The following is a 22,789-nucleotide window of genomic DNA, read 5'->3' as shown; positions in this document are numbered from 1 at the left end:
GCGATGAGCGTCAATCCAATCGCCAGCGTTCAGGGGGGTGTCCAGTCGGCGATCGCGCTGGCCTCCGCCAAGACCGGAATCGATTTCAACTATCTGCTTGGACAGGCACAGGTCGAAAGCGGGCTGAATGCCCAAGCCAAGGCGCCGACCTCGTCTGCCAAAGGCCTCTATCAATTCATCGAACAAAGCTGGCTGTCGGTGGTCAAGAAACATGGCGCCGAACATGGCCTCGGCTGGGCAGCCGATGCGATCGAGCCGGGCGCGGGCGGTCGGCTGCGGGTCAGCGACGCGGCAACGCGGCAGGCGATCCTCAACCTGCGGAATGACCCGCAGGCATCGGCGTTGATGGCCGCCGAACATGCCGCCGACAACAAGGCCGGGATCGAAGCAAGCCTCGGGCGACAAGCGACCGGCACCGATCTCTACATGGCGCATTTTCTGGGGCTGGGCGGCGCGCGCAAATTCCTTGGCGTGCTGCAGAACAATCCCGACCAGATCGGCGCCGCGCTGTTTCCGGCAGCCGCGCGCAGCAACCGCAACATCTTCTACGGCGCGAACGGCCAGCCGCGCACCGTTGCCGAAATCTACGAACGCTTTGCTGCCAAGCTCGACAATGGGGCGGGCCGTGCAGGCGCGACCGGCCTAGCCTCGGCTGTGCTGGGCGAGGGGATTGCCGACGGCGCCGAGATCATCCCCGGCGCGGGCGAGAGCCAGAGCGGCGCGGCGCGCTGGGCGCAGGCAACGCTCGATCAACTGAACGGCGGAGCGCGATCGACGCGCGCGGCTGCGCCGATCCTGCGCCCGTCGCCCGATAATGCGCGGCTGGCCTATCTGCTGCTCGCACAGTTGGGTGGCCTGTAATGGCCGGTTTTGCCTTGCCGCGTTTCAATGCAGGTCTTGCCGCACGCGGGGCAGCATTGCCGGTCGCGATCCTGCTGCTCGTGCTGCTGATGGTCGTGCCGATCCCGGCAGCCGCGCTCGACGTCTTCTTCATCATGAACATCACGATCAGCCTTGCCGTGCTGATGGTCGCGCTCAACGCGCAAAAGCCGCTCGATTTCTCGGCCTTCCCCAGCGTGCTGCTGTTCGCGACGCTGTTCCGGCTGTCGCTCAACGTTGCGTCGACCCGCGTCGTGCTCGTCCACGGCCATGAAGGCGAGGCAGCGGCGGGCAAGGTGATCGAGGCGTTCGGTACTTTCCTGATCGGCGGCGACTATGTCGTCGGGCTGTTCGTGTTCGCCATCCTCGTCATCATCAACATGATCGTCGTCACCAAGGGCGCGGGCCGCGTGTCCGAAGTGTCGGCGCGCTTCACGCTCGACGCGTTGCCGGGCAAGCAGATGGCGATCGACGCCGATCTGAATGCCGGCCTGATCACGCCCGACGAAGCCAAGGCGCGGCGCATCGAAGTATCGACCGAAGCCGATTTCTACGGATCGATGGACGGTTCGTCGAAGTTCGTGAAGGGCGATGCGATTGCCGGCCTGCTGATTCTTGCCGCCAACATCATCGGCGGGCTGATCCTCGGGCCGCTCAGCCACGGCATGACGATTGGCGATGCCGCGCATAATTATGTGCTGCTGGCGATCGGCGACGCGCTCGTCGCCCAAATCCCGTCGCTGATGCTGTCGATCGCCGCCGCGACGATCGTGACGCGCGTCACCTCGTCGCAGGATCTGGCCGGCCAGATCGGCAGCCAGTTCGGCTCGGCGCGGACCTGGACACCGGTCGCGGCGATCCTTGCGCTGCTTGGCGTGATGCCGGGCATGCCGCACCTCGTGATCCTGCCCGCAGCGGCGGCGGCCGGCTATGTCGCCTATCGCACCGCGCAGGCCGCCAAGCGCCCGAAGGTCGTGGAGGCAGCCCCGCCCGCCGTTGTCGATCCGTCGATCATCGGCTGGGAAGAAGTGGCGGACACGCTGCAGATCAATCTCGACATCGGCTATGGCCTCGTGCCGCTGGTCGACGAACGCCGCGGCAGCCAGCTGATGGGCCGCATCACCGGCGTGCGGCGCCAGCTGTCGAAAGAACTCGGCTTCGTCGTGCCGCAGGTACGCGTGCGCGACGACATCAACCTGCCACCCTATGCCTATCGCATCGTCGTGGGTGGTGTCGTCCTCGGTGATGATGTCGTCTCGCCCGACGAGATGCTCGCGCTCGATACGGGGCAAGCCTATGGCCGTCTGCAGGGCAAGGCAGCGAAGGACCCGACCTTCGGGCTCGACGCGGTGTGGATTTCGCCCGCCGATGCCGATGCTGCGACCGGCGCGGGCTATCTGGTGGTCGATGCCGCGACGGTAATCGCGACGCATCTCAACCATCTGCTCAGCAGCCACGCCGCCGATCTGCTCGGCCCGGACGAAGTGCAGAACCTGCTCGACAATCTGAAGGAGCGCGCGGCGAACCTCGTCGCGGCGCTGTCGCCGCAGCCGGTGCCGCTTACGGTGCTGACGCAAGTGCTGCGCGGGCTGCTCGACGAAGGTATTCCGCTGAAGGAATTCCGCCGCATCGCCGCCGCCATCGCGGTTGCCGCGCAGCGTACGCTCGACGCCGAGGAGCTGATTGAAGCGATCCGCCCCGATCTCGGTGCGCTGATCATCCAGAAGATGTGCGGCCCGCGCGAGGCGCTGCGCGTGATGACGCTCGAAGGCCAGCTCGAAGCGCTACTGGGGCAGGCGGTCCGTTCCGACCCGTCGCGCCGCCATGCGATCGAGCCCGATCTCGGCCGCCGCATCGTCGAGGCGCTGCAGCGCGCTGCGCAGCCGCTGATCGAGGAAGGCAAGCCGTTCGTGCTCGTCGTGCAGCCCACCATCCGCCTTGCGATCCGCAAGCTGGTAAAATCGGTGATGCCCGACACCCCCGTGATGAGCTTTTTCGAGGTGCCCGAAGACAAATCGGTCGAAGTCGTCGCCGTCATCGGCGCCCCGCAGGCGCTTTCATGACCGCGCCGCCGCTCCATCAGGCGTTCGAAGCCGCCACGCCGTTGGTCTATGGCCGCAAGGGCAAGATGCGCCCGGACATCGAGGCGCTGGCGAAGAAGCATGCCGGCCTTGTCCGTCGCGTCGCCTGGCACGTCCATGGCAGCATGAGCAGCGCGATCGAGATCGAGGATCTGATCCAGATCGGGCTGGTCGCGCTGATCGAAGCCGCCGGGTCGTTCGAGGATCGCGGGCTGGTGACGTTCGAGCAATATCTGCTGACGCGGGTGCGCGGCGCGATGATCGACGAGCTGCGGCGGCAGGCGACGATCACGCGCGGGGCGATGCGGCGCCGCAAGCTCTATCAGGAAACCGTTGCAGCGCTGACCGCCGAGACCGGCAAGCGGCCCGACGAGGCTGTCGTCGCGGGCAAGCTCGGCGTCAGCGTCGACAAATTGCGCGCCGATTATGCGACGGCCGAGCCGGTGATATTCGATTCGATCGACGACGTTTATCAGGATGAATCGGCGCTGTTCGCGAGTGGCGAGCCCGATGCATTCGAACAACTGGCCGAAGCCGACCAGCGCGCGATGCTCGCGGCCGCGATTGCCGCATTGCCGGAACGCGAAGCGCAGGTGATCCAGCTCTATTACGTCGAGGAAATGAACCTCGAGGAAATCGGCCAGGTGCTCGGCGTCGGCTCGGCGCGTGTGTGCCAGATCAAGAAGGCCGCGCACGACAAGCTGCAGCGCGCGCTCGCCCGCAAGCTCTAGCTTGCGGCGCTCCCCTTAGCGGAGCAGCTGGAGCACGCCTTGCTGCGACTGGTTCGCCTGGCTGATGAGTGCGGTCGAGGCTTGGCTCAAAATCTGCGCACGGGCCAGCTTGGTAGTCTCGACCGAAAAATCGACATCGTCGATCCGGCTGCGGGCGTCGGTCAGGTTGGCAACGCCGACCGTCAGGTTGGCGATCACCGAATCGAGCCGGCTCTGCTGGCCACCCAGCGTCGCCCGGAACGTCGAGATGCTTTTGAGCGCCGTTTCGGTCGTGTCGATCAGCGCGGTCGCGGTCGCGGCCGTGTTGTCCGGCGTCGAGAGCGTCGAGGTCAGATCGAGCCCGCCAACGGTGAGCGAGACGGTATCGCTGCTGTCGGATCCGGTCTGGATCGAAACCGCAGCGGCGGCAGTCGCAAGAATCGACACGCCGTTGAAGGTTGTTTCCTGCCAGATCAGGTCGACCTGCTGCGAAATCTGCGACACTTCGGCGAACAGGTTCGCGCGATCGTCGTCGCTGTAGGTCCCCGACGCGGCCTGGACCGCAAGTTCGTGTGCGCGCTGATAGAGGTTGGCGAGTTCACCGGCCGCGCCATCGGCGGTCTGTAGCAGGGCAATACCGTCGCTGGCGTTGCGGATCGCCTGTTCGCGTCCGCGGATCTGCGACGTGAACGATGCAGCGATCGACAGGCCGGCGGCATCGTCGCGAGCCGAATTGATGCGCTTGCCGGTCGACAGGCGTTCGATGCTGCTGTTCAGGTCGCTGGCGGCGCGGTTGTTGGCATTGGTGGCCTTCAGCGCTGCCACATTGGTGCCGATGACGGTCATCCTGTCCTCCCCCGGATCAACGGTTTCGCGCGCGATACGCGGCGCGATCATGAATCGAGTAACGACCAGACTGCGATGATTTTAACCATCCAAAGGGATGAAAATAACCAAAACCCCGGCGACACGAAGTCGCCGGGGTTTCTGTTGCCTGCCTTTCGGCAGGGTCGGTCCCGGCGCAATTGGGGGGAGGCGCCGGGACCGTTTACCCAAACGCGCCTTAGCGGAGCAGCTGGAGCACGCCCTGCTGCGACTGGTTCGCCTGAGCGATCAGCGCGGTCGATGCCTGGCTCAGGATCTGCGCCCGGGCGAGGTTGGTCGTTTCGGTCGAGAAGTCGACGTCTTCGATGCGGCTGCGCGCGTCGGTCAGGTTGGCGACGCTCGAGGTCAGGTTGTTGACGACCGACTGCAGGCGGCTCTGGCCGGCACCCAGCGTCGCGCGCTGCGTGTTGACCGTCGCAAGGTCGGTGTCGAGATCGTCGATCGCCGTCGTTGCACCGGCAGCCGTCGAGATGTCGACGGCCAGCGCCGCCGTCAGGTCGACGTTGCCGACGTTGAGGTCGACGGTGTCAGCCGAGCCGTCGCCGGTCTGGATGGTGACCGTGGCAGCCGCCGTGTCGACCAGCGAGACCGTGTTGAAGGTGGTCTTCGCCTGAATGTCGGTCAGCTGACCCTGCAGTTCGGTGACTTCGGCCTGCAGGTTCGTGCGGTCGTCATCCGAGTAGGTGCCCGAAGCCGACTGAACTGCCAGCTCGCGGATGCGCTGCAGGATGTTGGTGACTTCGCCCAGCGCGCCGTCGGCGGTCTGAGCAAGCGCGATGCCGTCGTTGGCGTTGCGGATCGCCTGGCTCTGGCCACGGATCTGCGAAGTGAAAGCCGACGCAATCGCGAGGCCAGCGGCATCGTCCTTGGCCGAGTTGATGCGCTTGCCAGTCGACAGGCGTTCGATGCTCGCCGACAGCGCCGACGACGCGGCGTTGTTTGCGTTGGTCGCCTTCAGGGCGGCGACGTTGGTTCCGATAACGGTCATTTCCGTGTCTCCATGTAACAGTCCGACGTCCCCACCGCCCCCCACCGGAAGAGCCGTGCCGTCGAACCAACAAACGGCACTGTGGGCGCAACATTAAGCAGATTCGCAAACGCCCCCTTTGCCGCTCATTCGGCATGGGACTTGCAATCCTTATTGACGGACGGCGGCAAGCCGGTCCGGCAAGGCGGAAAAAAATTGCCGGGCGGGGGTCTGGTTAACCAGTGATTTACCATGTCGACCGCACATTGCGTCGACCAAGGGGGCAAGTTTTGATGCGTTCGATTTTTCCATCTGCCGCTGTTCTCAGGCAGAAATATGCCCTGATTTCATCGCTTCGCGCGCAGGGCTTCCAACTTGGCTCGTTCGAGGACGGCAAGCCGGCAGCCGGAGACCTGTTCCTGGTTGCCGATGGCGAAATCCCGCCGGCGCCGGCCCGCACGGTCATCGTCGGTAACGAAGGGCGCTATGTGGTCCCGGCGCGCGACGGCAATCCGGCGCGCATCGCCTATGGCGACGACGATCAGGCGATCGGCGACGCCTTTGCCCGCGCGCTCGTCGCCGGCCCCGATCAGCCGACCGCTGCCGATCCCGAAAGCCTAGCACTTTATGCGCTGGCCGAACGCGTTGCCGCCGCCGACATCACCGTGCTGATCAACGGCCCGACCGGCACCGGCAAGGAAGTGCTGGCGCGGGCGATCCATCTCGGCTCGAGCCGCGCCGCCAAGCCGTTCGTCGCGATCAATTGTGCGGCGCTGCCCGAGTCGATGCTCGAAGCGTTGCTGTTCGGCCACCAGAAGGGCGCGTTCACGGGCGCCTCATCGGGCGGCGAGGGGTTTTTCCGCGCCGCGAACGGCGGCACGCTGTTGCTCGACGAAATCGCCGAAATGCCACTCAATCTTCAGGCCAAGCTGCTGCGCGCGCTGCAGGAACGCGAAGTCGTCCCGCTCGGTGCCTCCAAGCCCGAGCCGATCGACGTACGTGTCATTGCATGCGCCAACCGCGACTTGCAGGGCGAAGTCGCCGCCGGGCGGTTCCGCGCCGACCTTTACTACCGGCTGAGCGTGTTTCCGCTCAACACCAAGCCGCTCATCGACCGGCCGCAGGACATTCCGGCGCTCGCCGCAACGCTGGTGCTGCGGCACTCGCAGGGGCGCAGCGTCATCCCATGGCCCGATGCCTCGGCAGTCGAGGTGCTGATGGGGCACGACTGGCCCGGCAATGTCCGCGAGCTTGAAAATGTGATCCAGCGCGCGCTGCTGTTCGCAGCCGGCGACACGATCAGCGCCGCCCACATCCTGTTCGACCGTCCGGCGGCAGCTCCAGCGCCCCGGCGTGACGATGCCCCCGTCGAGACGCTCAACAACATCGTCCAAATGCGCGAATATCAGGCGATCCGCGACACGCTGGCAGCGTGCGGCGGCAGCCGGGTCGAAACCGCGCGGCGGCTCGGCATTTCGGAACGCACCTTGCGCTACCGGCTCGCCCGTGCGCGCGAGCAAGGCGATGACATCACCGCCGGTATCGGCAACGGCAAGGCAGTTTCGGCATGAGCGTGAACAGCATCGGTGGCGGTGGCGGCATCGACCGCGTGCTCGCGCTGCGCGCCCAGATTCTGGAGCGCAATCAAGCGCTTCAGCGCGCCAATGCGACTCCGGCAGCAACGCCGGTCGCGCCCGCAACCAGCGCGCCCAAAAGCTTCGCCGCGAGCCTTGAAGACGCGCTCAGCCAAGTCAACGCCGGGCAGCAGCGCGCGGGCGCGATCAGCGCAGCCTATGAACGCGGCGAGACGATCGACATCGCGAAAGTGATGCTCGCCCGCCAGGAAGCAGCCGTCGGCTTCGAAGCCACGCTGCAGGTCCGGAACAAACTTCTGTCCGCTTACAAGGACATCATGAGCATGCCGGTATAATCGATGGCCACGCAACTCACCCCTTCGCCCGCGCTCCCCGAGCGCTTTGCCAATCCGGTGCGCCAGATCAATGATCTGCTCGCACTGCCTGTGGTGCGCCGCAGCCTGCCGATGGTGCTGCTGATCGCGCTGATCGCCAGCGCCGCAGGCGCGTGGCTGATGCTCGCGACGCCGCCGCAGAAAGTGCTGTTCCAGTCGCTGCCTGACAGCGACAAGGCAGCGGTCACGTCGGCGCTCCAGGCCGGCAACATCGCGAGCAAGATCGACAGCGGCACCGGTGCGCTGACCGTCGCAGAGGATGATTATTCGCGGGCGCGGTTGCTGCTCGCAAGCCAGGGCCTGCCGAAGGCGGCGCCGGGCGGTTATGCGCTGCTCGACCAGTTGCCGATGGGCGTTTCCCGCGCGGTCGAGGGCGAGCGGCTGCGGCAGGCGCGCGAGACCGAACTCGCCAAGTCGATCGAGGAAATCGACGCGGTAGCCGAGGCGCGCGTCCACCTTGCGATGCCCGAGACGAGCGTGTTCGTGCGCGACAATTCGGCGCCGTCGGCATCGGTGATCGTCAAGCTCCAGCCCGGCCGCAGCCTGTCGGACGCGCAGGTCGCCTCGATCGTCAACCTGACGGCTTCGTCGGTGCCGGGCATGAAGCCCGACATGGTGACGATCGTCGACCAGATGGGCGCGTTGTTGACGCACGCCCCGGGCCAGGACGGTGGATCGATCGCGGCACAGGCGCGGATCGATTTCCAGCGGCGGATCGAGGACAAATACCGCCAGCAACTTGCACAGATGCTGACGCCGCTGGTGGGTGTCGGCAATTTCTCTGCCGAGATTCAGGCCGAAGTGAACCTCGACGAAACCCAGGCGACGCGCGAAACCTATGACAAGTCGGGGGCGCTGCGTGCCGAACAGGGCAATTGGAGCGGCGAGACGCGCGACGGCGCCAACGGCACCCCCGGCGGCATCCCCGGCGCCTTGTCGAACACGCCGCCGCCGCCTGCGGCGGTGACGGCCCCCAAGCCGACGCCTTCGCCCACGCCAACGCCGGCAGCGAGCGGCACACCCGCGGCAGCCGCCACAGCATCACCGGCTCCGGCGGCTCAGCCCGCCGTTCCCAAGGCGGCAGAAAACTACGCCCGCGCCTATGATCTCGACAAGGAAGTGTCGGTGACGCGCGCCATCCCCGGCCAGATCAAGCGGTTGTCGGTCGCGGTGCTGCTGCGCGACAATGAAAAGGGCAAGCCGCGCAGCCCCGCCGAAATCCAGCAGATCACCCAGCTGGTGCGTGCTGCCGTCGGCTATGATGCTGCGCGCAACGATCAGGTGATCGTCGTCGCCCGCAAATTTGCAGGACCGACGCCGCTCGACGAGAAGCAGCCGTGGTACGAAGCCGGCTGGGTCGCGGTGGCGGCGCGCAATGGCACCGCCATCATCGTCGCGCTGCTGCTGGTGCTGTTCGGCGTGCGGCCGATCGTCAAGTCGATGACGCGCAAGCGCCCGGATGACGGCCCGCGCCTAGCGCTCGCCAACAGTGGCAGCAGCGAAGCGCAGGTCGCCGTGCCCAATGAAGTGCCGGGCGAACCGCCGATCGCGCTCAACGCCGCTGGCCAGCAGGTGCCGGTGTCGATCGACATGCTCGACCAGGCGCGCAGCTATGACGAACGCATCGGCATGGTGCGCGGCTTCACCCGCGACAACCCGACGCGCGCGGCGCTGGCCGTGCGCGACATGATCAAGGCGGACGCACGCTGATGCCCGAGACCGCTAGCCGCAACGATGATGCGCCGCCGCGCAGCTACACGGGCGTCGAACGCGCCGCCGTGTTGATGATGCTGGTCGGCGACGAGGAAGCCGCCGCCATCCTGCAGAAGCTCGATCCCGAGGAAGTCCGCCAGCTCGGCAAGGCGATGTTCGCGGTTGCCGATGTCAGCGAGGATGAAGTCGAATCGGTGCTCGACGATTTCGTCGATCGCGCGCGGGAACGCACTGCCATCGGTTTCGACCCGCGCCCGCGGATCGAAGGTATGATGACCAAGGCACTCGGCCCCGAAAAGGCCGAAAGCGTGCTCGCGCGGATCACGCCGCCGCAGGATGCCGGCGCGATCGAACTGCTGGCCTGGCTCGACGCCAGCGACATCGCCCAGCTGGTCGAAAAGGAACATCCGCAGATCGCTGCCGTGCTGATCGCAAATCTCGATCCGTCGGTTGCGGCACAAGTTCTTGAACTGTTGCCCGACACCGTCCAGCCCGACGTGCTCCACCGCGTCGCCAAGCTGGGGCCGATCACGCAGGAAGCGATCGAAACGCTGAAAGCTGTGCTTGCCAAGCGGATCGGACTCGGTGGGCAGGCCGCCGGCGTCATGTTCGGCGGCACGCGCGAAGCCGCCAAGATCATGCAGTCGTCGCGCAAATCGACCGAACAGCGGGTGATGCCCAAGCTCGCCAAGATCGACCGCGAAGTCGCGCGCGCGATCGAGGAAGCGATGTTCGTGTTCGATAATCTGCTCGAACTCGACGACAAGAATCTCGGCACGCTCATCCGCAACATCGAAAGCGACCTGCTGGTGCGCGCGCTCAAGGGCGTCGACGAAGCGGCACGCAATCGCTTCCTCGGCTGCATGTCGGCGCGTGCCGCCGACGGCATCCGCGACGAAATGGAAGCGCGCGGGCCGATGCGTCTGTCCGAAGTGCTCGAAGCGCAAAAGGCGATCATCCAGATCGCGCGCGCGCTCGCCAAGGACGGCACGATCATGATGGGCGGGGGCGACGACGATTATGTCTGAGCTCGCAGGCTTCGCGGCCGGCTTTGTTGCACGCCACGACCCGGCGGCACGCGCGCACCTTGCGCTGATCGCCAGCGATCCGTTTGCGCCCGCAGACCTGAAGGCCCGCGCCAATCACGGGCGCCGCAAGACCGATCGACCGGCCGCAGGGCCGCATTCCTTTTCGCCGCAGCCGGTCGGCCCGCGCTCCTTTGCGCCGGAAGATCACGATAGCGAGGAAGCCGACACCGCGCGCGACACCTTTGTCGATCCGATCGCCACAGCCCGCGCACAAGCCTTTGCCGAAGGGATGGCGCACGCCCGCGCGCTCGATGATGCGGCGGGCGAGCGGGACGCGACGCTGTTCGCAACCCTGGCTTCGGCGCTGCGATCGGCCGAGCATATTGACCGCGAAGCGCTCGCGCGCCAGCTGCGCGAAACGGTGATGTTCCTTGTCACCAAGATGGTCGGCGAAGTCGGCGTTTCGGGCGAATTGCTCGCCGCCCGCATCGACAGCGCGACCGCGCTGCTCGCCGATGCGGCCGAATCGGCGCTGCTGCGGGTTCACCCCGACGATGTCGATCTGCTGAAGGACCGGTTGGCGGCGACGATCTTTCCGGTCGGCGATGAGAATGTCGCGCGCGGCTCGTTCGTGCTCGAAGCAGCGTCGACGATCGTCGAGGATGGCCCCGAAATGTGGCTCGAACAACTCGCCGCCGCGATCGACCGCGTGGCGCTGCCGCCCGCATGCTGAACCGCTTCACCGGCGATTATCTCGATTCGGTCGCGCGCGCTGATTTCGCGCCGAGCCCGCGCGTGTCGGGGCGGCTGGCGTCCTTCGACGGCTTGCTGATGGAAGCGACCGGGCTGGCGCTACCGGTCGGCACCGTCTGTTCGGTCGGTTCGGGCAAAGGCCGGGTCGAGGCCGAAGTGATCGGCTTTCGCGGTGACCGCACGCTGATGATGAACCTTGGCGGTTCGGCGCCGCTGCTGCCGCACGCGCCGGTGCGCCCGATCGGCCCTCCCGGCGAAGCCGAGGTCGGCCGGGCCTTGCTGGGCCGTGTCGTCGATGGCGCGGGCAAGCCAATCGATGGGCTTGGGCCGGTGCGCGGCGCCGGGCATTGGCCGCTCGGCGGCAAGCTGCAATCCCCGCTCGACAGGGGGCGCGTGCTCCAGCCGTTGGATGTCGGCGTCCGTGCAATCAACGGCCTGCTGACGATCGGCCAGGGTCAGCGCATCGGCATCATGGCGGGCTCGGGCGTCGGCAAATCGGTGCTGCTCGGCATGATCGTGCGCGCGGCGCGTGCCGATGTCATCGTCATCGGGCTGATCGGCGAGCGCAGCCGCGAGGTCGCCGACTTCCTCGAAACCAAGCTGGCGGGCGATGCGCGCGCGCGCTCGGTCGTCGTGGCGGTGCCGGCCAATCACTCGCCGGTGCTGCGCATCCGCGGCGCGCTGCGCGCAACCGCAATTGCCGAGGCTTTCCGGGCCGAGGGCAAGAATGTCCTGCTGATCATGGATTCGCTCACCCGCGTCGCGCATGCCGGTCGCGAGATCGGGCTGGCGCTCGGCGAGCCAGCATCGGCGCGCGGCTATCCGCCGTCGGCGATTGCGATGCTGCCCAATCTGATCGAGCGCGCGGGCACCTGTGTGTCGTCGGGCGGGTCGATCACCGCGATCTATACAGTGCTGGCGGACGGCGACGACGGCAATGATCCGGTCGTCGACAGCGCGCGGTCGATCCTCGACGGGCATATCGTGCTCTCGCGCCAGCTTGCCGAGCGCGGCGTCTATCCCGCGATCGACATCGGTCCGTCGGTCAGCCGGGTGATGACCGACATCGTCGGCAAGACGCACCAAAAGGCCGCGCGCATCCTGCGCGGGCATCTCGCGACTTATGAGGAGAACCGCGATCTGGTGCTGATGGGCGCCTATCGCGGCGGCGCCGACCCGGAAATCGACGCGGCCATCGCCTACCACCCCGCGATCCTCGACTATATCCGGCAGGACCCCGATCAGGTGGTGAGCCTCGACGAAGCCGCGACCGAGCTGATTGGCGTGTTCGGCGATGGCTAAGCGCCGGGCTCCGCTTGAACGCATTTTGCGCGTGCGCACGCTGCAACTCGGGCTGGTGCGTGCTGAGGAAGTGCTGGCGAACGAACGGCTGGCAAGCGAGTCCGCCTTGCGCGAACGCATCGCCCAGCTTGCCGCCAATGTCGCGCCCGAAGCCGAGCGCGCAGGCGCCTTCACGTTGATGGCTGCCGCGCATTACCGCGAGCGGCTGAACCAGTCGGCGCAGGCGGCGATCGCGCGCGAGCGTCAGGCCGCCCATCAGGCGCAGCAAGCAGCCCAGGCAACGCTCGACGCCAAACGCGACCAGACCGCCGTCGAGAAGCTGATCGCGCGGCGCGAGGCCGTGGCGGCAATCAAGGAAATGCGTGCGCTCGAAGAAGCGCCACCCGCGCGGCAGGTTCGGCACGATCCTTGCTGAACGCCCAGGGGCGATTGTGCCCGTGGGATTGATCAATGCTCGAAATTGCTCCGTCGCTGTCGGCTTCTTTGCCAGTGCTCTCGTCGACTGCAGGTGCGCCTGCGCCGGTTGCTGCCGGGGCAGGCGACTTTGCGCGCGCGCTGGCCGATGCGAGCCTCGATACGGCCCCGGCAAGCGACCGGCAAGATCTTGCCGCCCCCGGCAAAACCGCGCTTGCCGCTTTGCCGGGTATCGCACCTGCCGATGCCAAGCCGGGCTCAACCCCGGTGTCGCGCGTGCTGCCGACGAAGCCGGCGCCGATCGATCCGGGCGAAATTCTGCTTGATCCGGCGCCGCTCGCAACTGCGCCCGGCGATGGAGCGTCGGCTGTCGACGACCGTCCTGCGACGACCGACGAAGCAGCACCCGAGCCGCCATTGGGGCAGCCGGTGTCGGGCTATCTGCAAGTCGTGTTAATGCCGCCGACGGGGGCGTCGGTCGATGCTGATCCGATTGTGGCGGATGGTATTGCGACGGCGACCGCACCGACGCCCACGATTGCGGTGCCTGCGCAGCCGCCGCGTCCGACCGTTCAGGGCACACCCGCCGACGTCAGTCCCGTCGCGCCAAAGCCCGTGCCAGCGCCCGACACGCCGGTGTCGCGGCGGCTGTCGTTCAAACTCGATCCCTCGGTCGAGGTGATCGATGCCGGGCGACCGACCGCGCCTGCACCTGTCGATCAGCCGCCAGTCGAACGTCCCGCGTTAAAGCTCGTCACGCGCGACCTGCCGCCCGCGATCCCGCTTGCACCCAAACCCGAGGCAACAGTGGCAAGCAATGCGCCGCAGCCCGCCGCGCACGCCTTTGCCCGCGCGATCGCGCAGGCGCAGCCGCGACCGACGCGGATCGAGCCGCGCGCCGATGTCACCGACATCCAGACCGCCGCGCAGGCAATCGCGGCGGGCGAGGCGCGCCCGGTGGTGCTCGCCACGCGCGCGCTCGACACGACGCGCGAGGATTGGCCGCAGCGGCTGATCGACCGCGTCGAGGCGGCGCGCGACGCCGCCAATGCCGCCGACACGCGCATCCGGCTGGTGCCCGAGGCGCTAGGCAAGATCGACATCGCGCTGCGCCAGGAGGGCGCGACGCTGCATGTGCACTTCAGCGCCGATCAGGCGGCGACGCGTGACCTGCTCGCGCAGGCGCAGCCGCGACTGGCCGAACTGGCTGAGGCGCGCGGGCTGCGGCTCGGGCAGACGGGTGTCGACGGCGGCAGCGGCGACCAGCAGCGCCGCCCGCCGGTCGCCGGCGTAGCGTTCGCTAACCGTCCGGCAAGGGCGATTGTCGCAGAACAGGCATCGACGCCCGGTGACGACCGGCTCGCGTGACATCGACACGACAGCATCAAGGGGAAAACGACATGGCCAAGGCAATTGCGAAAGACGAATTGATCGAAGACGAGGCGCCCAAGAAAAAGAAGAAGGGCGGCATGATGAAGATCGTGCTGCTCGCGGTCGGTGCGCTGGTGCTGATCGGCGGGGGCGTCGCGGGCGGGCTCTACGCCATGCAATCGGGGCTGATCGGCGGCGGCGGCGCGCATGCTGCCGAGCCAACGTACAACAAGCCGCGACTGGTGCCCAAGAGCGAGGAAAAGCGCGTTAGCGCATCCGCAAGCGAAGGCGGCCACGGCGAAGGCGGTGGCAGCGCAAGCAGCCACGGCCCGATGGGCGCCGGCGGCGACAAATTCGCCTCGACCTATTACACGATGGAAAAGGAATTCACGTCGAACCTGAAGGACAGCGTCCACTTCGTCCAGGTCGGGATCGCGATTTCCACGCCCTATGACGAGCGCGTCATCGAATCGCTGAAAACGCATGAAATCGCGGTCCGCTCGGCGATCCTGCTCGCGCTCGGTGATGCGACCGAAGACCAGGTTTTCACGGTCCAGGGCAAGCGCGCGCTGCAGGTGCACCTCGCCCATTCCATCAACAACGTCCTTAAACAAAAAGAGGGCTTTGGCGGCGTTGGTAACGTTTACTTTACCACGTTCGTTGTTCAGTGAGGCATGGTTAACGAAGCTTCAGATTTGGCGACCGCGTCCGACCGCCGCACGCGCGACCGGGCGGGGCCGCTGATTGCCCGCACGGCCGTGCTGGGTCAGCAGAATCTGAATCCGTTCGGCGACTTGCACACGCTCCAGCATTTGTCGGCGTTGTTCGCGCGGTCACTGCGGGGCGTGTTCGAGCCGCTGCTGCGCCGCGAACTGCGCGTCTGGGCCGAGCCGCTCGTGGTCCAGCGCTTCGCCGATTATCGCGCCGAACGGCCGGAAACGCTCTCGGCCTGGCTGCCGCTGGCGATGTCGCCTGCGCCCGGGCGCGCGATGATGATCGCCGATGGCAAGTTCGTGCTCGAACTGCTCGACCTGTTCTTCGGCGGCAACGGCGATGCGCCGCACCCGATGCCGAGCGAATTTTCGCCCGCCGCCGAAGCGATGATCGTCCGGTTGGGCGAAATGATTGCGCCGCCGCTGAAAGCCGCCTGGGAGCCGCTGGCACGGATCGACTTCACGCCGGGTCATCCCGAATCGAACCCGGCGCTGCTGGCGAGCTTCGATGCTGACGATGCGGTTGTCGTGACGCGCTTTGGCATTTCGGCAGGGACTGCCAAGCCGACGTTCCTCGACCTGCTTTATCCGGTTGCTGCGCTGAAGCCACACGCGCCGCAACTGACCGGCAAGGTCGTCAGCCGCACTGCCGAGGCCGATCCGGCATGGCGCAACAGCCTGACTCGCGCAGTGATGGGTGTGCGCTTCCCGGTGCGCTCGGTGCTCGACGAGCCCGTCATTTCGCTCGCGCGGCTGATGGAATTGCAGGCCGGTGACGTCATCCCGATCAGCTTCGGCGTCGATGTGCCGGTAATGGTCGGCAACGACCGGCTCGGGCTCGGCACGGTCGGCACCGCCAACGGGCGTGCCGCGATCAAGATCACGCAATTGGCATTCAAGGACGAAGGGGATTTCGAATGAACGACCTGACCGGCGGATTCCCCGTCGACGGCGCGGTCGCCGCCAATTTTCGGCTGCTGCAGGACGTCGACGTCAAGCTGACCGTCGAAATCGGATCGACCAGCCTGTCGCTGCGGGAATTGCTCGCACTGAGCGAGTCGAGCGTCATCGAACTCGATCGGCAGGCGAACGACCTGCTCGACGTGTTCGTGAACGGTACGCTGATCGGCCGCGGCGAAGTGGTAACGGTGGGTGAACGCTTCGGCGTGCGCATGACCGAGCTCGTCAGCCCCGAAAAGCGCGCGAGCCGATAGATGATGTGGGAATATATCCTGAAGCTGGCGGTGATGCTCCCGCTGGTGTGCGGGCTGATGATCGGGTCGCTCTATCTGTGGCGCCGCCTGCAGGATCGCATTCCCGGCCAGACCGGTGACCGGCTGCTGAGCGTCAAGGAAACGATGATGGTGTCGACGGGCGTCAAGCTCGCGGTGCTCGAGTTCGAGGGGCGCAAGCTGCTCGTCTCGGTCAGCCGGGGCGGCGTGACGCTGATCGACCGGGGGGACAAATAATGGCGACTGTCCGTCGTCTCGGTGCCACCGACCGCCCGAGCCTGTTCCGCGAGGCCGTACCACCGCGCAAGTCGAACTTCGGGCGCTGGGTGATCGTGCTGCTGGCGATCGTTGCCGCGTTGATCATCGCCAATCCCGCCTTTGCGCAAGCCGTGCCGGCGCCGGCCGCACCGGCGGCACCGGGCGTGGGCGATGCGGTCGACCGGGCGCTGGGCGATCTCGGCGGGGGCAAGGCGCCGCTCGCGCTGTCGCTTCAAGTCCTCATCATCATGGGGCTGCTGTCGATCCTGCCGGGCATCCTGCTGATGATGACCAGCTTCACGCGGATCATCATCGTGCTGTCGCTGTTGCGTCAGGCCTTGGGCCTCCAGCAGACGCCGCCCAATCAGGTGCTGATCGGCCTGTCGCTGTTCCTGTCGCTGTTCGTGATGGCGCCGACGATCGACACGATGAACAAGACCGCGATCCAGCCCTATGCCGAGGGCAAGATTGGCGCGACCGACATGATCAAGACCGCCGGTGCGCCGCTGCACAGCTTCATGCTCAAACAGACCCGCAAGAAGGACATCGCGCTGTTCGCCCAGATCGCCAAATCGGGCCCTTATGCCAATCCCAATGACGTGCCTTATTCGGTGCTGCTGCCGTCGTTCGTGACGAGCGAGCTGAAAACCGCCTTCCAGATCGGTTTCCTGATCTTCCTGCCGTTCATCGTCATCGACCTCATTGTCGCCTCGGTGCTGATGTCGCTCGGGATGATGATGGTGTCGCCGACGATCATTTCGCTGCCGTTCAAGCTGTTGCTGTTCGTCCTCGTCGACGGCTGGGCACTGGCCATGGGCAGTCTTGCCAATAGTTTCATGAGGTAGTGCCGATGGACACCCAGTATTTCCTTACCGTCGCGCACGAAGCCCTTTGGGTGCTGGCGCTGGCCGCCGCGCCGATCCTGATTCCGGCTTTGCTGTCGGGCCTGATCCTCGGCATGGTGCAGGCGGCGACGTCGATCAACGAACAGACGCTGACGTTCGTGCCCAAGCTGGTGGTGGTCGCGGTGTCGCTGCTGATCTTCGGCAGCATGATCCTGGGTCTGCTCAGCGACTTCACGATCGGGGTTTTCGAACGGATCCCGGACCTGGTGAAATAAGTGTTGGGCTTCGGCCTCTCGATCGAACCGCAGCTCTGGTCGCTGCTGTTCGTGATGATCCGTGTCGGCGCGACCTTCATCGCAGCGCCGGTGTTCGGGGCTGTCTCGGTCCCGCTGCAAGTGCGGATTGCGCTGTCGGGGGCGATCGGCGTGCTGGTGCTCGGCACCCATTCGGTGGTCGCCCCGCCGCAAATTTTCGCGCTCACCACTTTCCTTGCGGTCGCGGCCGAAGCCTTGGTCGGACTCGCGATCGGCTTCGTGCTCCAGATCGCCTTTGCTGCCCCTCTGCTGGCGGGCGAACTGATCGGCAACTCGATGGGGATCGGCTTTGCCTCGGCGATCGATCCGCAAAATGGCCGCTCGTCGACGGCGCTCGGCATGTTCATGTCGACCCTGCTGACGCTCCTCTTCCTGTCAGTGAACGGGCATCTGATGCTCGTCGAGCTGATCGTCAAAAGCTATGATGCGCTGCCGCCGGGCAATGCCTGGATGGCGCCCAAGCAGTTCCGCGACATCGCGCTGTTCGGCGGCTATGCCTTTTCCGCCGGGTTCCTGCTCGCGCTGCCGGTCGGCTTCCTGCTGCTGTGCCTCAATCTCGTCGTCGGCATGCTGTCGCGTTCGGCGCCCGCGCTCAATCTGTTCGCGGTCGGTCTGCCGATGAGCCTTGCCGTCGGCGTTGTTGCGCTCGCCTTCGCTTTCCCGGCGATGGGCGATTACATGGTGGTCATCGTCCGCGAAGGCCTTGCCGCTGCCCAAAGCCTGGTGCTCGGCTGATGGCGGAGGATTTCGGCGACAAGACAGAAGCCCCAACAGCCAAGCGCAAGAAGGACGCGTTTGACGAAGGGCAACTTCTCCGCAGCCGCGAATTCGCGACTGCGCTGACGGTGCTGGCAGGGATCGGCTGGCTGGCGCTGTTCGGGCCAGACCTGTTCAAGGCTTGCGCCGGGTTGATGGTCGCAAGTTTTCAGTTCGGATCGGGCGATGTCGATGATTTTCAGCCGCTACGCCCGCTTGCGGCCGCCGGCTGGGCCATCGCGCCGTCGATTCTCGCGCTGCTGATCATCGCTTTCGTGGCGGCGATCCTCAGCCAGGCCGGGCTCGGCGCGATCGGTTTCAACGGCAAGCTGATCGCGCCCAAGGCATCGCGCATCAATCCCGCATCGGGCCTGAAGCGCATCTTCGGCCCGACCGGCTGGATCGAGCTCGGCAAGTCGTTGCTCAAGGTCGTCCTGCTCGGGTCGATCGGCTATTACATGCTGCTGCACACCACCGCCCAGTCGATCGGGCTGGTGTCGACCGATGTGAAGGCGAGTGTCGGATCGCTCGGCCAAATGTTGACCGGCGTGCTGTTCGCAATGGCGGGCGGGCTGGTGGTGATCGCGATGGTCGATGTGCCGGTGCAGATGATCCAGCTGTTCCGCCAGCTGCGCATGACCAAGCAGCAAGTGAAGGACGAGCACAAGGAAACCGAAGGCAATCCGCAGGCCAAGGCCGCGCAGCGCCAGCGCCGACACGACATCGCTAAGCGCGACATGCGCAAGGCCGTCGCCAGCGCCGATGTCGTGCTGACCAACCCGACGCACTTTTCGGTCGCGCTGCGCTATGATCGCGGCAAGGATCAGGTGCCGGTGGTGGTCGCCAAAGGGCGCGGCGAGATCGCGCTTGCGATCCGTGAACTGGCCGCCGAATCGCGCGTGCCGACGCTCGAATATCCGATGCTGGCGCGCGCGCTCTACTTCACCAGCCGCGAAGGGCAGGAGATTCGCGACGACCTTTATCAGGCGATTGCGACCGTGCTGGCGTTCGTCTTCGGCCTCACTGGCGGCGCCGATGCCAAGCCGCCCGCCATCGATGTCCCGCCGACCGCGCGGTTCGACGAAAATGGCGTGAAAATTGCTGAAAAAGCCTAAGGATCGACCGCGCGCGGTCGTTCCTTCTGACAGGAAAAAGGGTGCGCCATGGTCGATTCGATCGTCAATACGCTGGGGGCCGGATCGGGCATCGACATCCCCAGCCTCGTCAATCAGCTGGTCACCGCCAATTTCCAGGCCAAGAACGGCGCGCTCAACCGCCAGAACCAGACGCTCAGCAAGCAGATTTCGGCGGCGAGCACGCTGAAGAGCGACATCACCAGCTTCGCCGACGGGCTCAATACGCTCGCCAAGGGCGGGACGGTGTCGGCGCAGGCGACCAGCTCCGACACCTCGGTCATCAGGGCAAGCGCGATTTCGGGCGCCAAGCTGTCGGGCGTTTCGACCCAGCTTGAAGTCCGCCAGCTCGCCCAGGCGCAGGCAACCGCGAGCAGCCCGGTCGCCGACCGCACGGCAGCGATCGGCACGGGCACGCTGACGCTGCAGCTCGGCACCGCGACGACAACGGACGGCGTCATCACCGGCTTCACCGCGGGCAGCAGCGCGGCGGTGAGCATCACGATCGATTCATCGAATTCCAGCCTCAACGGCATCGCTGCCGCGATCAATGCTGCCAATGCCGGTGTCACCGCCAGCATTATCACCGATTCGTCGGGCGCGCGGCTGGCGCTGAAGGGCCAGACCGGCGAAGCGCAGGCCTTCACGCTGACCGCAACCGAAGACGTCGGCGCCGAAGGGCTCGCCGCGCTCGACATCGGCGTGGGGTCGACGGTCGGCACGGCGGCACAGGATGCGATCGTCGCGGTCGACGGCACCGCGCTCAAGCGTTCGACCAATTCGATCAGCGATCTGGTCGATGGTGTGAAGCTCGATCTGGTGACCGCGAAAGTCGGCACCACTGTGACGCTGACCAGCACCACGCCGACCGATGCGCTGAAGCAAGTCGTGAACGATTATGTCGCGGCCTATAACAATCTGCTCGCGAACGTGAAGGCGCAGACCAACGCGACCGACGGCCCGTTGCGCGGTGATGCAGCGGCGCGCAGCTTCGGCACCGCGCTCGGCCGGCTCAACCTGACCACGCTCAGCACGGTGACGACCTCGGGCGCACCGCGCACACTCGCCGAAGTTGGTATCAGCACCAATCGCGACGGCACGATTTCGGTCCGCACCGCCCAACTCGATGCCGCGCTGAAAAACTATCCCGAAGCGGTCGAAGCGCTGTTCGCCGACGGCACCGGCGCGACCGGTGGCGGGCTGGCCGCGGCGTTCAAGGCGATCGCCGACAGCGCGACCAGCACCACCATTGGTCTGGGCGCGACGATCGACCGCTACACCAAACAGCAGAGCAAGATCGCCGAGCAGCAGGACCGGGTGGCAAGCGAAACCGACAGCTATCGCGCCCGGCTGACCCGGCAATTCAGCAATTCGGATGCGCGCGTCGCTGCCTACAAGCAGACCTCGGCGTTCCTGACCCAGCAATTCAAGACTAATACGAGCGATAACTGATGCTGTCCCAAGCCGCGGCGCGCGCAAGCCGCGCCGACACTGCCTATCGATCGATCGACGTTGCCGGCCGGACTGCGCTGGGCGATCCGCATGCGTTGGTTTCGGTGATGTATGAGGAAGTCACGCGCGCGCTCGGCGCGGTCGCGGCGGCGATCCGCAACAATGATCAGGCGCTCAAGAGCGAGAAAATCTCGCGCGCGCTGACGATCCTGTTCGCGCTCGAAAGCGGGCTCGATTTCGACAAGGGCGGCGATGTTTCGTACACGCTGGCCAATCTCTATCGCGGCGCGCGCAAGCAGATCGTCGCGGCGAGCCTGGGCAATGATCCTGCCCCGTTCCTGAATGTCGCGCGCAATCTCGGCGAGATTGCCGCCGTCTGGCGCCAGATCAAGGCAGCCTAAACGCGCCCCAGCATTGCCCGCGCGCAATTGCGGCCCGGGCGACCGCTGACGCCGCCACCGGGGTGCGCGCCCGACCCGCACAGCCACAGCCCCTTGAGCGGCATCCGGTGCGCGCCAAGCCCGAACACGGGCCGCGCAGCCCAGAGTTGGTCGAGCGACATGCGCCCGTGGAAAATATCGCCGCCGACCAGTCCGAAGCGCGCTTCGAGATCGGCGGGGCTGAGCGCGATCTGCCCGACGATCGAGGCGCGAAAGCCCGGCGCAAATACCTCCACCGTGTCGAGCACCGCATCGGCCGCGGCACCCCGATGCTGGTCCCAATCGGCGAGGCGCGGGTCGAAATGCTGCGCGAACAGGCTCGCGACATGCGCGCCCGGCGGCGCGAGGCTGTCGTCGACGAGGCTCGGGATCAGCATTTCGACGATCGGGCGCCGCGACCAGCCGTGCGCGCGGGCGTCGCTGTACGCGCGGTCCATGAAATCGAGGCTGGGCGCGAGAATGATGCCGCTCTTCAGATGATCGCCCGGCTCGGGCATCGCCGTGAAGCGCGGCAGTGCCGACAGCGCGACATTCATGCGGAACGTACCCGATCCATTGGCATGGCGGGTGATCCGTGTGCGCAGTGCCGGGTCGAGTAGCCCGGGATCGAGAAGGTCGAGCAGCAGTGTCTTCGGGTGGCAATTGGCGGCCACGACCCCGGCCGCGATGCGCTCGCCGTCGGCCAACTCGACACCCTCGGCCCGACCACTCTCGGCCAGAACCCGCGCCACCGGCGCATTTGTACGGATCGTCACGCCCGCGCGCTCGCACGCCCGCGCCATCGCTTGCGTCACCGCGCCCATGCCGCCGATCGCATGGCCCCAGGCTCCGGGCTCGCCATTCACTTCACCGAAGACATGGTGTAGCAGCACATAGGCGCTGCCCGGCGTGTCGGGGCTGGCATAATGGCCGACGATCGAATCGAAGCCGAATACCGCTTTCACCGGATCGCTCTCGAAGAAGCCGTCGAGGACTTCGCGCGCCGACCGCGTGAACAGGTCGATCGCGTCGCGCTTCGCCTGCGCCGACAGGCCCAGCAGCCGCCAGCCCTGTTCGACCGCGCGCACGATCCCGGCGGCGTCGCCCGACGGTGGCACCCGGTCGGCGAGCAGCCGCAGCACGCGCGCGACATCGCTCAGCCGCCGCTCGTAATCGGGCAGCGCGTCGACGTCCTTCGCCGACCAGCGCGCCACGGCCGCTGCAGATTGCCCGCCGCCCATCAACAGGTGACGACCATCCTCGGTCGGCAGGAAATTGCTGTACGGCCGGCTGACAACGCGCAGCCCGTGCCCCGCCAGATCCATGTCCGCCATGATCGCCGGGTCGAGCAGCCCGAGCGTGTAGCTCGCGGTCGAATTGCGGAAGCCGGGGGCGAATTCTTCGGTCACTGCCGCGCCGCCGACGATGCCGCGACGTTCGAGCACCAGCACGCGCTTGCCCGCGCGCGCCAGATACCAGGCGCACACCAGCCCGTTGTGTCCGCCGCCGATGATGATCGCGTCCCACCGCATCTGCCTTGCCTGCCCGCGCAGGGCGGGTGCTGCAAGCGCGCGATTGATGGTTGGCGCGGCGTT

General features: G+C 66.4%; 24 protein-coding genes. 21 read left to right on the top strand and 3 right to left on the bottom strand.

Annotated features, from left to right (window positions below; translation table 11 throughout):
* The first annotated feature begins 3 nt into the window (after positions 1 to 3).
* The 3 genes from AX672_RS16205 to AX672_RS16195 are packed head-to-tail and all read left to right on the top strand — an operon-like array spanning position 4 to position 3,691.
* A complete protein-coding gene (locus AX672_RS16205; RefSeq protein ID WP_066653111.1) occupies positions 4 to 861 on the top strand; it encodes a flagellar biosynthesis protein FlgJ in 858 nt (285 codons plus the stop codon).
* Entirely contained in the window at positions 861 to 2,942 is a 2,082-nt protein-coding gene (flhA, locus tag AX672_RS16200) for a flagellar biosynthesis protein FlhA (RefSeq protein WP_066653109.1), read from the top strand. Before AX672_RS16205 ends, flhA begins: the two co-directional genes overlap by 1 nt.
* Positions 2,939 to 3,691 carry a FliA/WhiG family RNA polymerase sigma factor gene (locus AX672_RS16195; protein WP_066653106.1) on the top strand — a complete coding sequence of 251 codons (753 nt, stop codon included), beginning with the start codon at positions 2,939 to 2,941 and terminating at the stop codon, positions 3,689 to 3,691. The genes flhA and AX672_RS16195 overlap by 4 nt, the downstream gene beginning before the upstream one ends.
* A gap of 15 nt (positions 3,692 to 3,706) precedes the next feature.
* Here AX672_RS16195 and AX672_RS16190 read toward each other — a convergent pair whose 3' ends face one another.
* Both AX672_RS16190 and AX672_RS16185 read right to left on the bottom strand, forming a co-directional pair.
* Entirely contained in the window at positions 3,707 to 4,516 is an 810-nt protein-coding gene (locus AX672_RS16190) for a flagellin N-terminal helical domain-containing protein (protein ID WP_066653284.1), read from the bottom strand.
* Between the two features lie 217 nt (positions 4,517 to 4,733).
* On the bottom strand, positions 4,734 to 5,543 hold the full coding sequence (locus AX672_RS16185; RefSeq protein ID WP_066653104.1) for a flagellin N-terminal helical domain-containing protein: 810 nt from the start codon (positions 5,541 to 5,543) through the stop codon (positions 4,734 to 4,736).
* Between the two features lie 272 nt (positions 5,544 to 5,815).
* Between AX672_RS16185 and AX672_RS16180 the strand changes: the two genes are divergently transcribed.
* From AX672_RS16180 to fliS, 18 genes are read left to right on the top strand one after another with little or no spacing between them, the layout of a single operon-like run.
* A complete protein-coding gene (locus AX672_RS16180; RefSeq protein ID WP_066653102.1) occupies positions 5,816 to 7,093 on the top strand; it encodes a sigma-54 interaction domain-containing protein in 1,278 nt (425 codons plus the stop codon).
* Entirely contained in the window at positions 7,090 to 7,452 is a 363-nt protein-coding gene (gene fliE, locus AX672_RS16175) for a flagellar hook-basal body complex protein FliE (protein WP_066653094.1), read from the top strand. The genes AX672_RS16180 and fliE overlap by 4 nt, the downstream gene beginning before the upstream one ends.
* 3 nt (positions 7,453 to 7,455) lie before the next feature.
* Positions 7,456 to 9,201 carry a flagellar basal-body MS-ring/collar protein FliF gene (gene fliF / locus AX672_RS16170; protein WP_066653092.1) on the top strand — a complete coding sequence of 582 codons (1,746 nt, stop codon included), beginning with the start codon at positions 7,456 to 7,458 and terminating at the stop codon, positions 9,199 to 9,201.
* Positions 9,201 to 10,232, top strand: coding sequence for a flagellar motor switch protein FliG (gene fliG, locus AX672_RS16165; protein WP_066653090.1), 1,032 nt, complete (start codon positions 9,201 to 9,203; stop codon positions 10,230 to 10,232). The genes fliF and fliG overlap by 1 nt, the downstream gene beginning before the upstream one ends.
* Positions 10,225 to 10,965 carry a FliH/SctL family protein gene (locus AX672_RS16160; RefSeq protein WP_066653086.1) on the top strand — a complete coding sequence of 247 codons (741 nt, stop codon included), beginning with the start codon at positions 10,225 to 10,227 and terminating at the stop codon, positions 10,963 to 10,965. Before fliG ends, AX672_RS16160 begins: the two co-directional genes overlap by 8 nt.
* Positions 10,959 to 12,287: a FliI/YscN family ATPase gene (locus AX672_RS16155; RefSeq protein ID WP_066653083.1), complete on the top strand. Its 1,329-nt coding sequence runs from the start codon at positions 10,959 to 10,961 to the stop codon at positions 12,285 to 12,287. Before AX672_RS16160 ends, AX672_RS16155 begins: the two co-directional genes overlap by 7 nt.
* Positions 12,280 to 12,702 (top strand): hypothetical protein, encoded by a 423-nt coding sequence (locus tag AX672_RS16150; protein ID WP_066653081.1) that lies wholly within the window; start codon positions 12,280 to 12,282, stop codon positions 12,700 to 12,702. The genes AX672_RS16155 and AX672_RS16150 overlap by 8 nt, the downstream gene beginning before the upstream one ends.
* A gap of 35 nt (positions 12,703 to 12,737) precedes the next feature.
* Positions 12,738 to 14,069 (top strand): flagellar hook-length control protein FliK, encoded by a 1,332-nt coding sequence (locus AX672_RS16145; protein WP_066653079.1) that lies wholly within the window; start codon positions 12,738 to 12,740, stop codon positions 14,067 to 14,069.
* Positions 14,070 to 14,101: 32 nt separating this feature from the next.
* On the top strand, positions 14,102 to 14,743 hold the full coding sequence (locus AX672_RS16140) for a flagellar basal body-associated FliL family protein (RefSeq protein WP_066653077.1): 642 nt from the start codon (positions 14,102 to 14,104) through the stop codon (positions 14,741 to 14,743).
* Between the two features lie 24 nt (positions 14,744 to 14,767).
* Positions 14,768 to 15,706 (top strand): flagellar motor switch protein FliM, encoded by a 939-nt coding sequence (locus tag AX672_RS16135; RefSeq protein ID WP_372587554.1) that lies wholly within the window; start codon positions 14,768 to 14,770, stop codon positions 15,704 to 15,706.
* Positions 15,703 to 15,999 carry a flagellar motor switch protein FliN gene (gene fliN, locus AX672_RS16130; protein ID WP_066653070.1) on the top strand — a complete coding sequence of 99 codons (297 nt, stop codon included), beginning with the start codon at positions 15,703 to 15,705 and terminating at the stop codon, positions 15,997 to 15,999. Before AX672_RS16135 ends, fliN begins: the two co-directional genes overlap by 4 nt.
* Complete coding sequence (locus AX672_RS16125; RefSeq protein WP_066653067.1) at positions 16,000 to 16,254, top strand: flagellar biosynthetic protein FliO; 255 nt, start codon at positions 16,000 to 16,002, stop codon at positions 16,252 to 16,254.
* Entirely contained in the window at positions 16,254 to 17,120 is an 867-nt protein-coding gene (gene fliP / locus AX672_RS16120; RefSeq protein WP_066653065.1) for a flagellar type III secretion system pore protein FliP, read from the top strand. Before AX672_RS16125 ends, fliP begins: the two co-directional genes overlap by 1 nt.
* A gap of 5 nt (positions 17,121 to 17,125) precedes the next feature.
* A complete protein-coding gene (locus AX672_RS16115) occupies positions 17,126 to 17,395 on the top strand; it encodes a flagellar biosynthetic protein FliQ (RefSeq protein WP_066653063.1) in 270 nt (89 codons plus the stop codon).
* Positions 17,396 to 18,169, top strand: coding sequence for a flagellar biosynthetic protein FliR (gene fliR / locus AX672_RS16110; RefSeq protein ID WP_082730599.1), 774 nt, complete (start codon positions 17,396 to 17,398; stop codon positions 18,167 to 18,169).
* The gene (locus AX672_RS16105) at positions 18,169 to 19,305 is read left to right on the top strand and encodes an EscU/YscU/HrcU family type III secretion system export apparatus switch protein (protein WP_066653061.1); all 1,137 of its coding nucleotides are present in this window, start codon (positions 18,169 to 18,171) and stop codon (positions 19,303 to 19,305) included. The genes fliR and AX672_RS16105 overlap by 1 nt, the downstream gene beginning before the upstream one ends.
* Positions 19,306 to 19,353: 48 nt before the next feature.
* Positions 19,354 to 20,775, top strand: coding sequence for a flagellar filament capping protein FliD (gene fliD / locus AX672_RS16100; RefSeq protein WP_066653059.1), 1,422 nt, complete (start codon positions 19,354 to 19,356; stop codon positions 20,773 to 20,775).
* On the top strand, positions 20,775 to 21,176 hold the full coding sequence (gene fliS, locus AX672_RS16095) for a flagellar export chaperone FliS (RefSeq protein ID WP_066653051.1): 402 nt from the start codon (positions 20,775 to 20,777) through the stop codon (positions 21,174 to 21,176). The genes fliD and fliS overlap by 1 nt, the downstream gene beginning before the upstream one ends.
* On the opposite strand, the gene AX672_RS16090 is transcribed toward fliS, so the two are convergent.
* Positions 21,173 to 22,726 carry a phytoene desaturase family protein gene (locus AX672_RS16090; RefSeq protein ID WP_066653048.1) on the bottom strand — a complete coding sequence of 518 codons (1,554 nt, stop codon included), beginning with the start codon at positions 22,724 to 22,726 and terminating at the stop codon, positions 21,173 to 21,175. The two genes, fliS and AX672_RS16090, sit on opposite strands and share 4 nt — an antisense overlap.
* Between the last annotated feature and the right edge of the window lie 63 nt (positions 22,727 to 22,789).

The organism is Sphingomonas sp. CCH10-B3 (assembly GCF_001556185.1).
In the GTDB taxonomy this organism is placed as follows: Bacteria; Pseudomonadota; Alphaproteobacteria; order Sphingomonadales; family Sphingomonadaceae; genus Sphingomonas; species Sphingomonas aquatica.
Note: the sequence above shows the minus strand (reverse complement) of the source record. Positions and strands in the feature narration are given on the sequence as shown.

Coding starts and splice junctions, on each gene's coding strand:
- AX672_RS16205 (WP_066653111.1), top strand. CDS start 4: ATGAGCGTCAATCCAATCGCCAGCGTTCAGGGGGGTGTCCAGTCGGCG.
- flhA (WP_066653109.1), top strand. CDS start 861: ATGGCCGGTTTTGCCTTGCCGCGTTTCAATGCAGGTCTTGCCGCACGC.
- AX672_RS16195 (WP_066653106.1), top strand. CDS start 2,939: ATGACCGCGCCGCCGCTCCATCAGGCGTTCGAAGCCGCCACGCCGTTG.
- AX672_RS16190 (WP_066653284.1), bottom strand. CDS start 4,516: ATGACCGTCATCGGCACCAATGTGGCAGCGCTGAAGGCCACCAATGCC.
- AX672_RS16185 (WP_066653104.1), bottom strand. CDS start 5,543: ATGACCGTTATCGGAACCAACGTCGCCGCCCTGAAGGCGACCAACGCA.
- AX672_RS16180 (WP_066653102.1), top strand. CDS start 5,816: ATGCGTTCGATTTTTCCATCTGCCGCTGTTCTCAGGCAGAAATATGCC.
- fliE (WP_066653094.1), top strand. CDS start 7,090: ATGAGCGTGAACAGCATCGGTGGCGGTGGCGGCATCGACCGCGTGCTC.
- fliF (WP_066653092.1), top strand. CDS start 7,456: ATGGCCACGCAACTCACCCCTTCGCCCGCGCTCCCCGAGCGCTTTGCC.
- fliG (WP_066653090.1), top strand. CDS start 9,201: ATGCCCGAGACCGCTAGCCGCAACGATGATGCGCCGCCGCGCAGCTAC.
- AX672_RS16160 (WP_066653086.1), top strand. CDS start 10,225: ATGTCTGAGCTCGCAGGCTTCGCGGCCGGCTTTGTTGCACGCCACGAC.
- AX672_RS16155 (WP_066653083.1), top strand. CDS start 10,959: ATGCTGAACCGCTTCACCGGCGATTATCTCGATTCGGTCGCGCGCGCT.
- AX672_RS16150 (WP_066653081.1), top strand. CDS start 12,280: ATGGCTAAGCGCCGGGCTCCGCTTGAACGCATTTTGCGCGTGCGCACG.
- AX672_RS16145 (WP_066653079.1), top strand. CDS start 12,738: ATGCTCGAAATTGCTCCGTCGCTGTCGGCTTCTTTGCCAGTGCTCTCG.
- AX672_RS16140 (WP_066653077.1), top strand. CDS start 14,102: ATGGCCAAGGCAATTGCGAAAGACGAATTGATCGAAGACGAGGCGCCC.
- fliN (WP_066653070.1), top strand. CDS start 15,703: ATGAACGACCTGACCGGCGGATTCCCCGTCGACGGCGCGGTCGCCGCC.
- AX672_RS16125 (WP_066653067.1), top strand. CDS start 16,000: ATGATGTGGGAATATATCCTGAAGCTGGCGGTGATGCTCCCGCTGGTG.
- fliP (WP_066653065.1), top strand. CDS start 16,254: ATGGCGACTGTCCGTCGTCTCGGTGCCACCGACCGCCCGAGCCTGTTC.
- AX672_RS16115 (WP_066653063.1), top strand. CDS start 17,126: ATGGACACCCAGTATTTCCTTACCGTCGCGCACGAAGCCCTTTGGGTG.
- AX672_RS16105 (WP_066653061.1), top strand. CDS start 18,169: ATGGCGGAGGATTTCGGCGACAAGACAGAAGCCCCAACAGCCAAGCGC.
- fliD (WP_066653059.1), top strand. CDS start 19,354: ATGGTCGATTCGATCGTCAATACGCTGGGGGCCGGATCGGGCATCGAC.
- fliS (WP_066653051.1), top strand. CDS start 20,775: ATGCTGTCCCAAGCCGCGGCGCGCGCAAGCCGCGCCGACACTGCCTAT.
- AX672_RS16090 (WP_066653048.1), bottom strand. CDS start 22,726: ATGCGGTGGGACGCGATCATCATCGGCGGCGGACACAACGGGCTGGTG.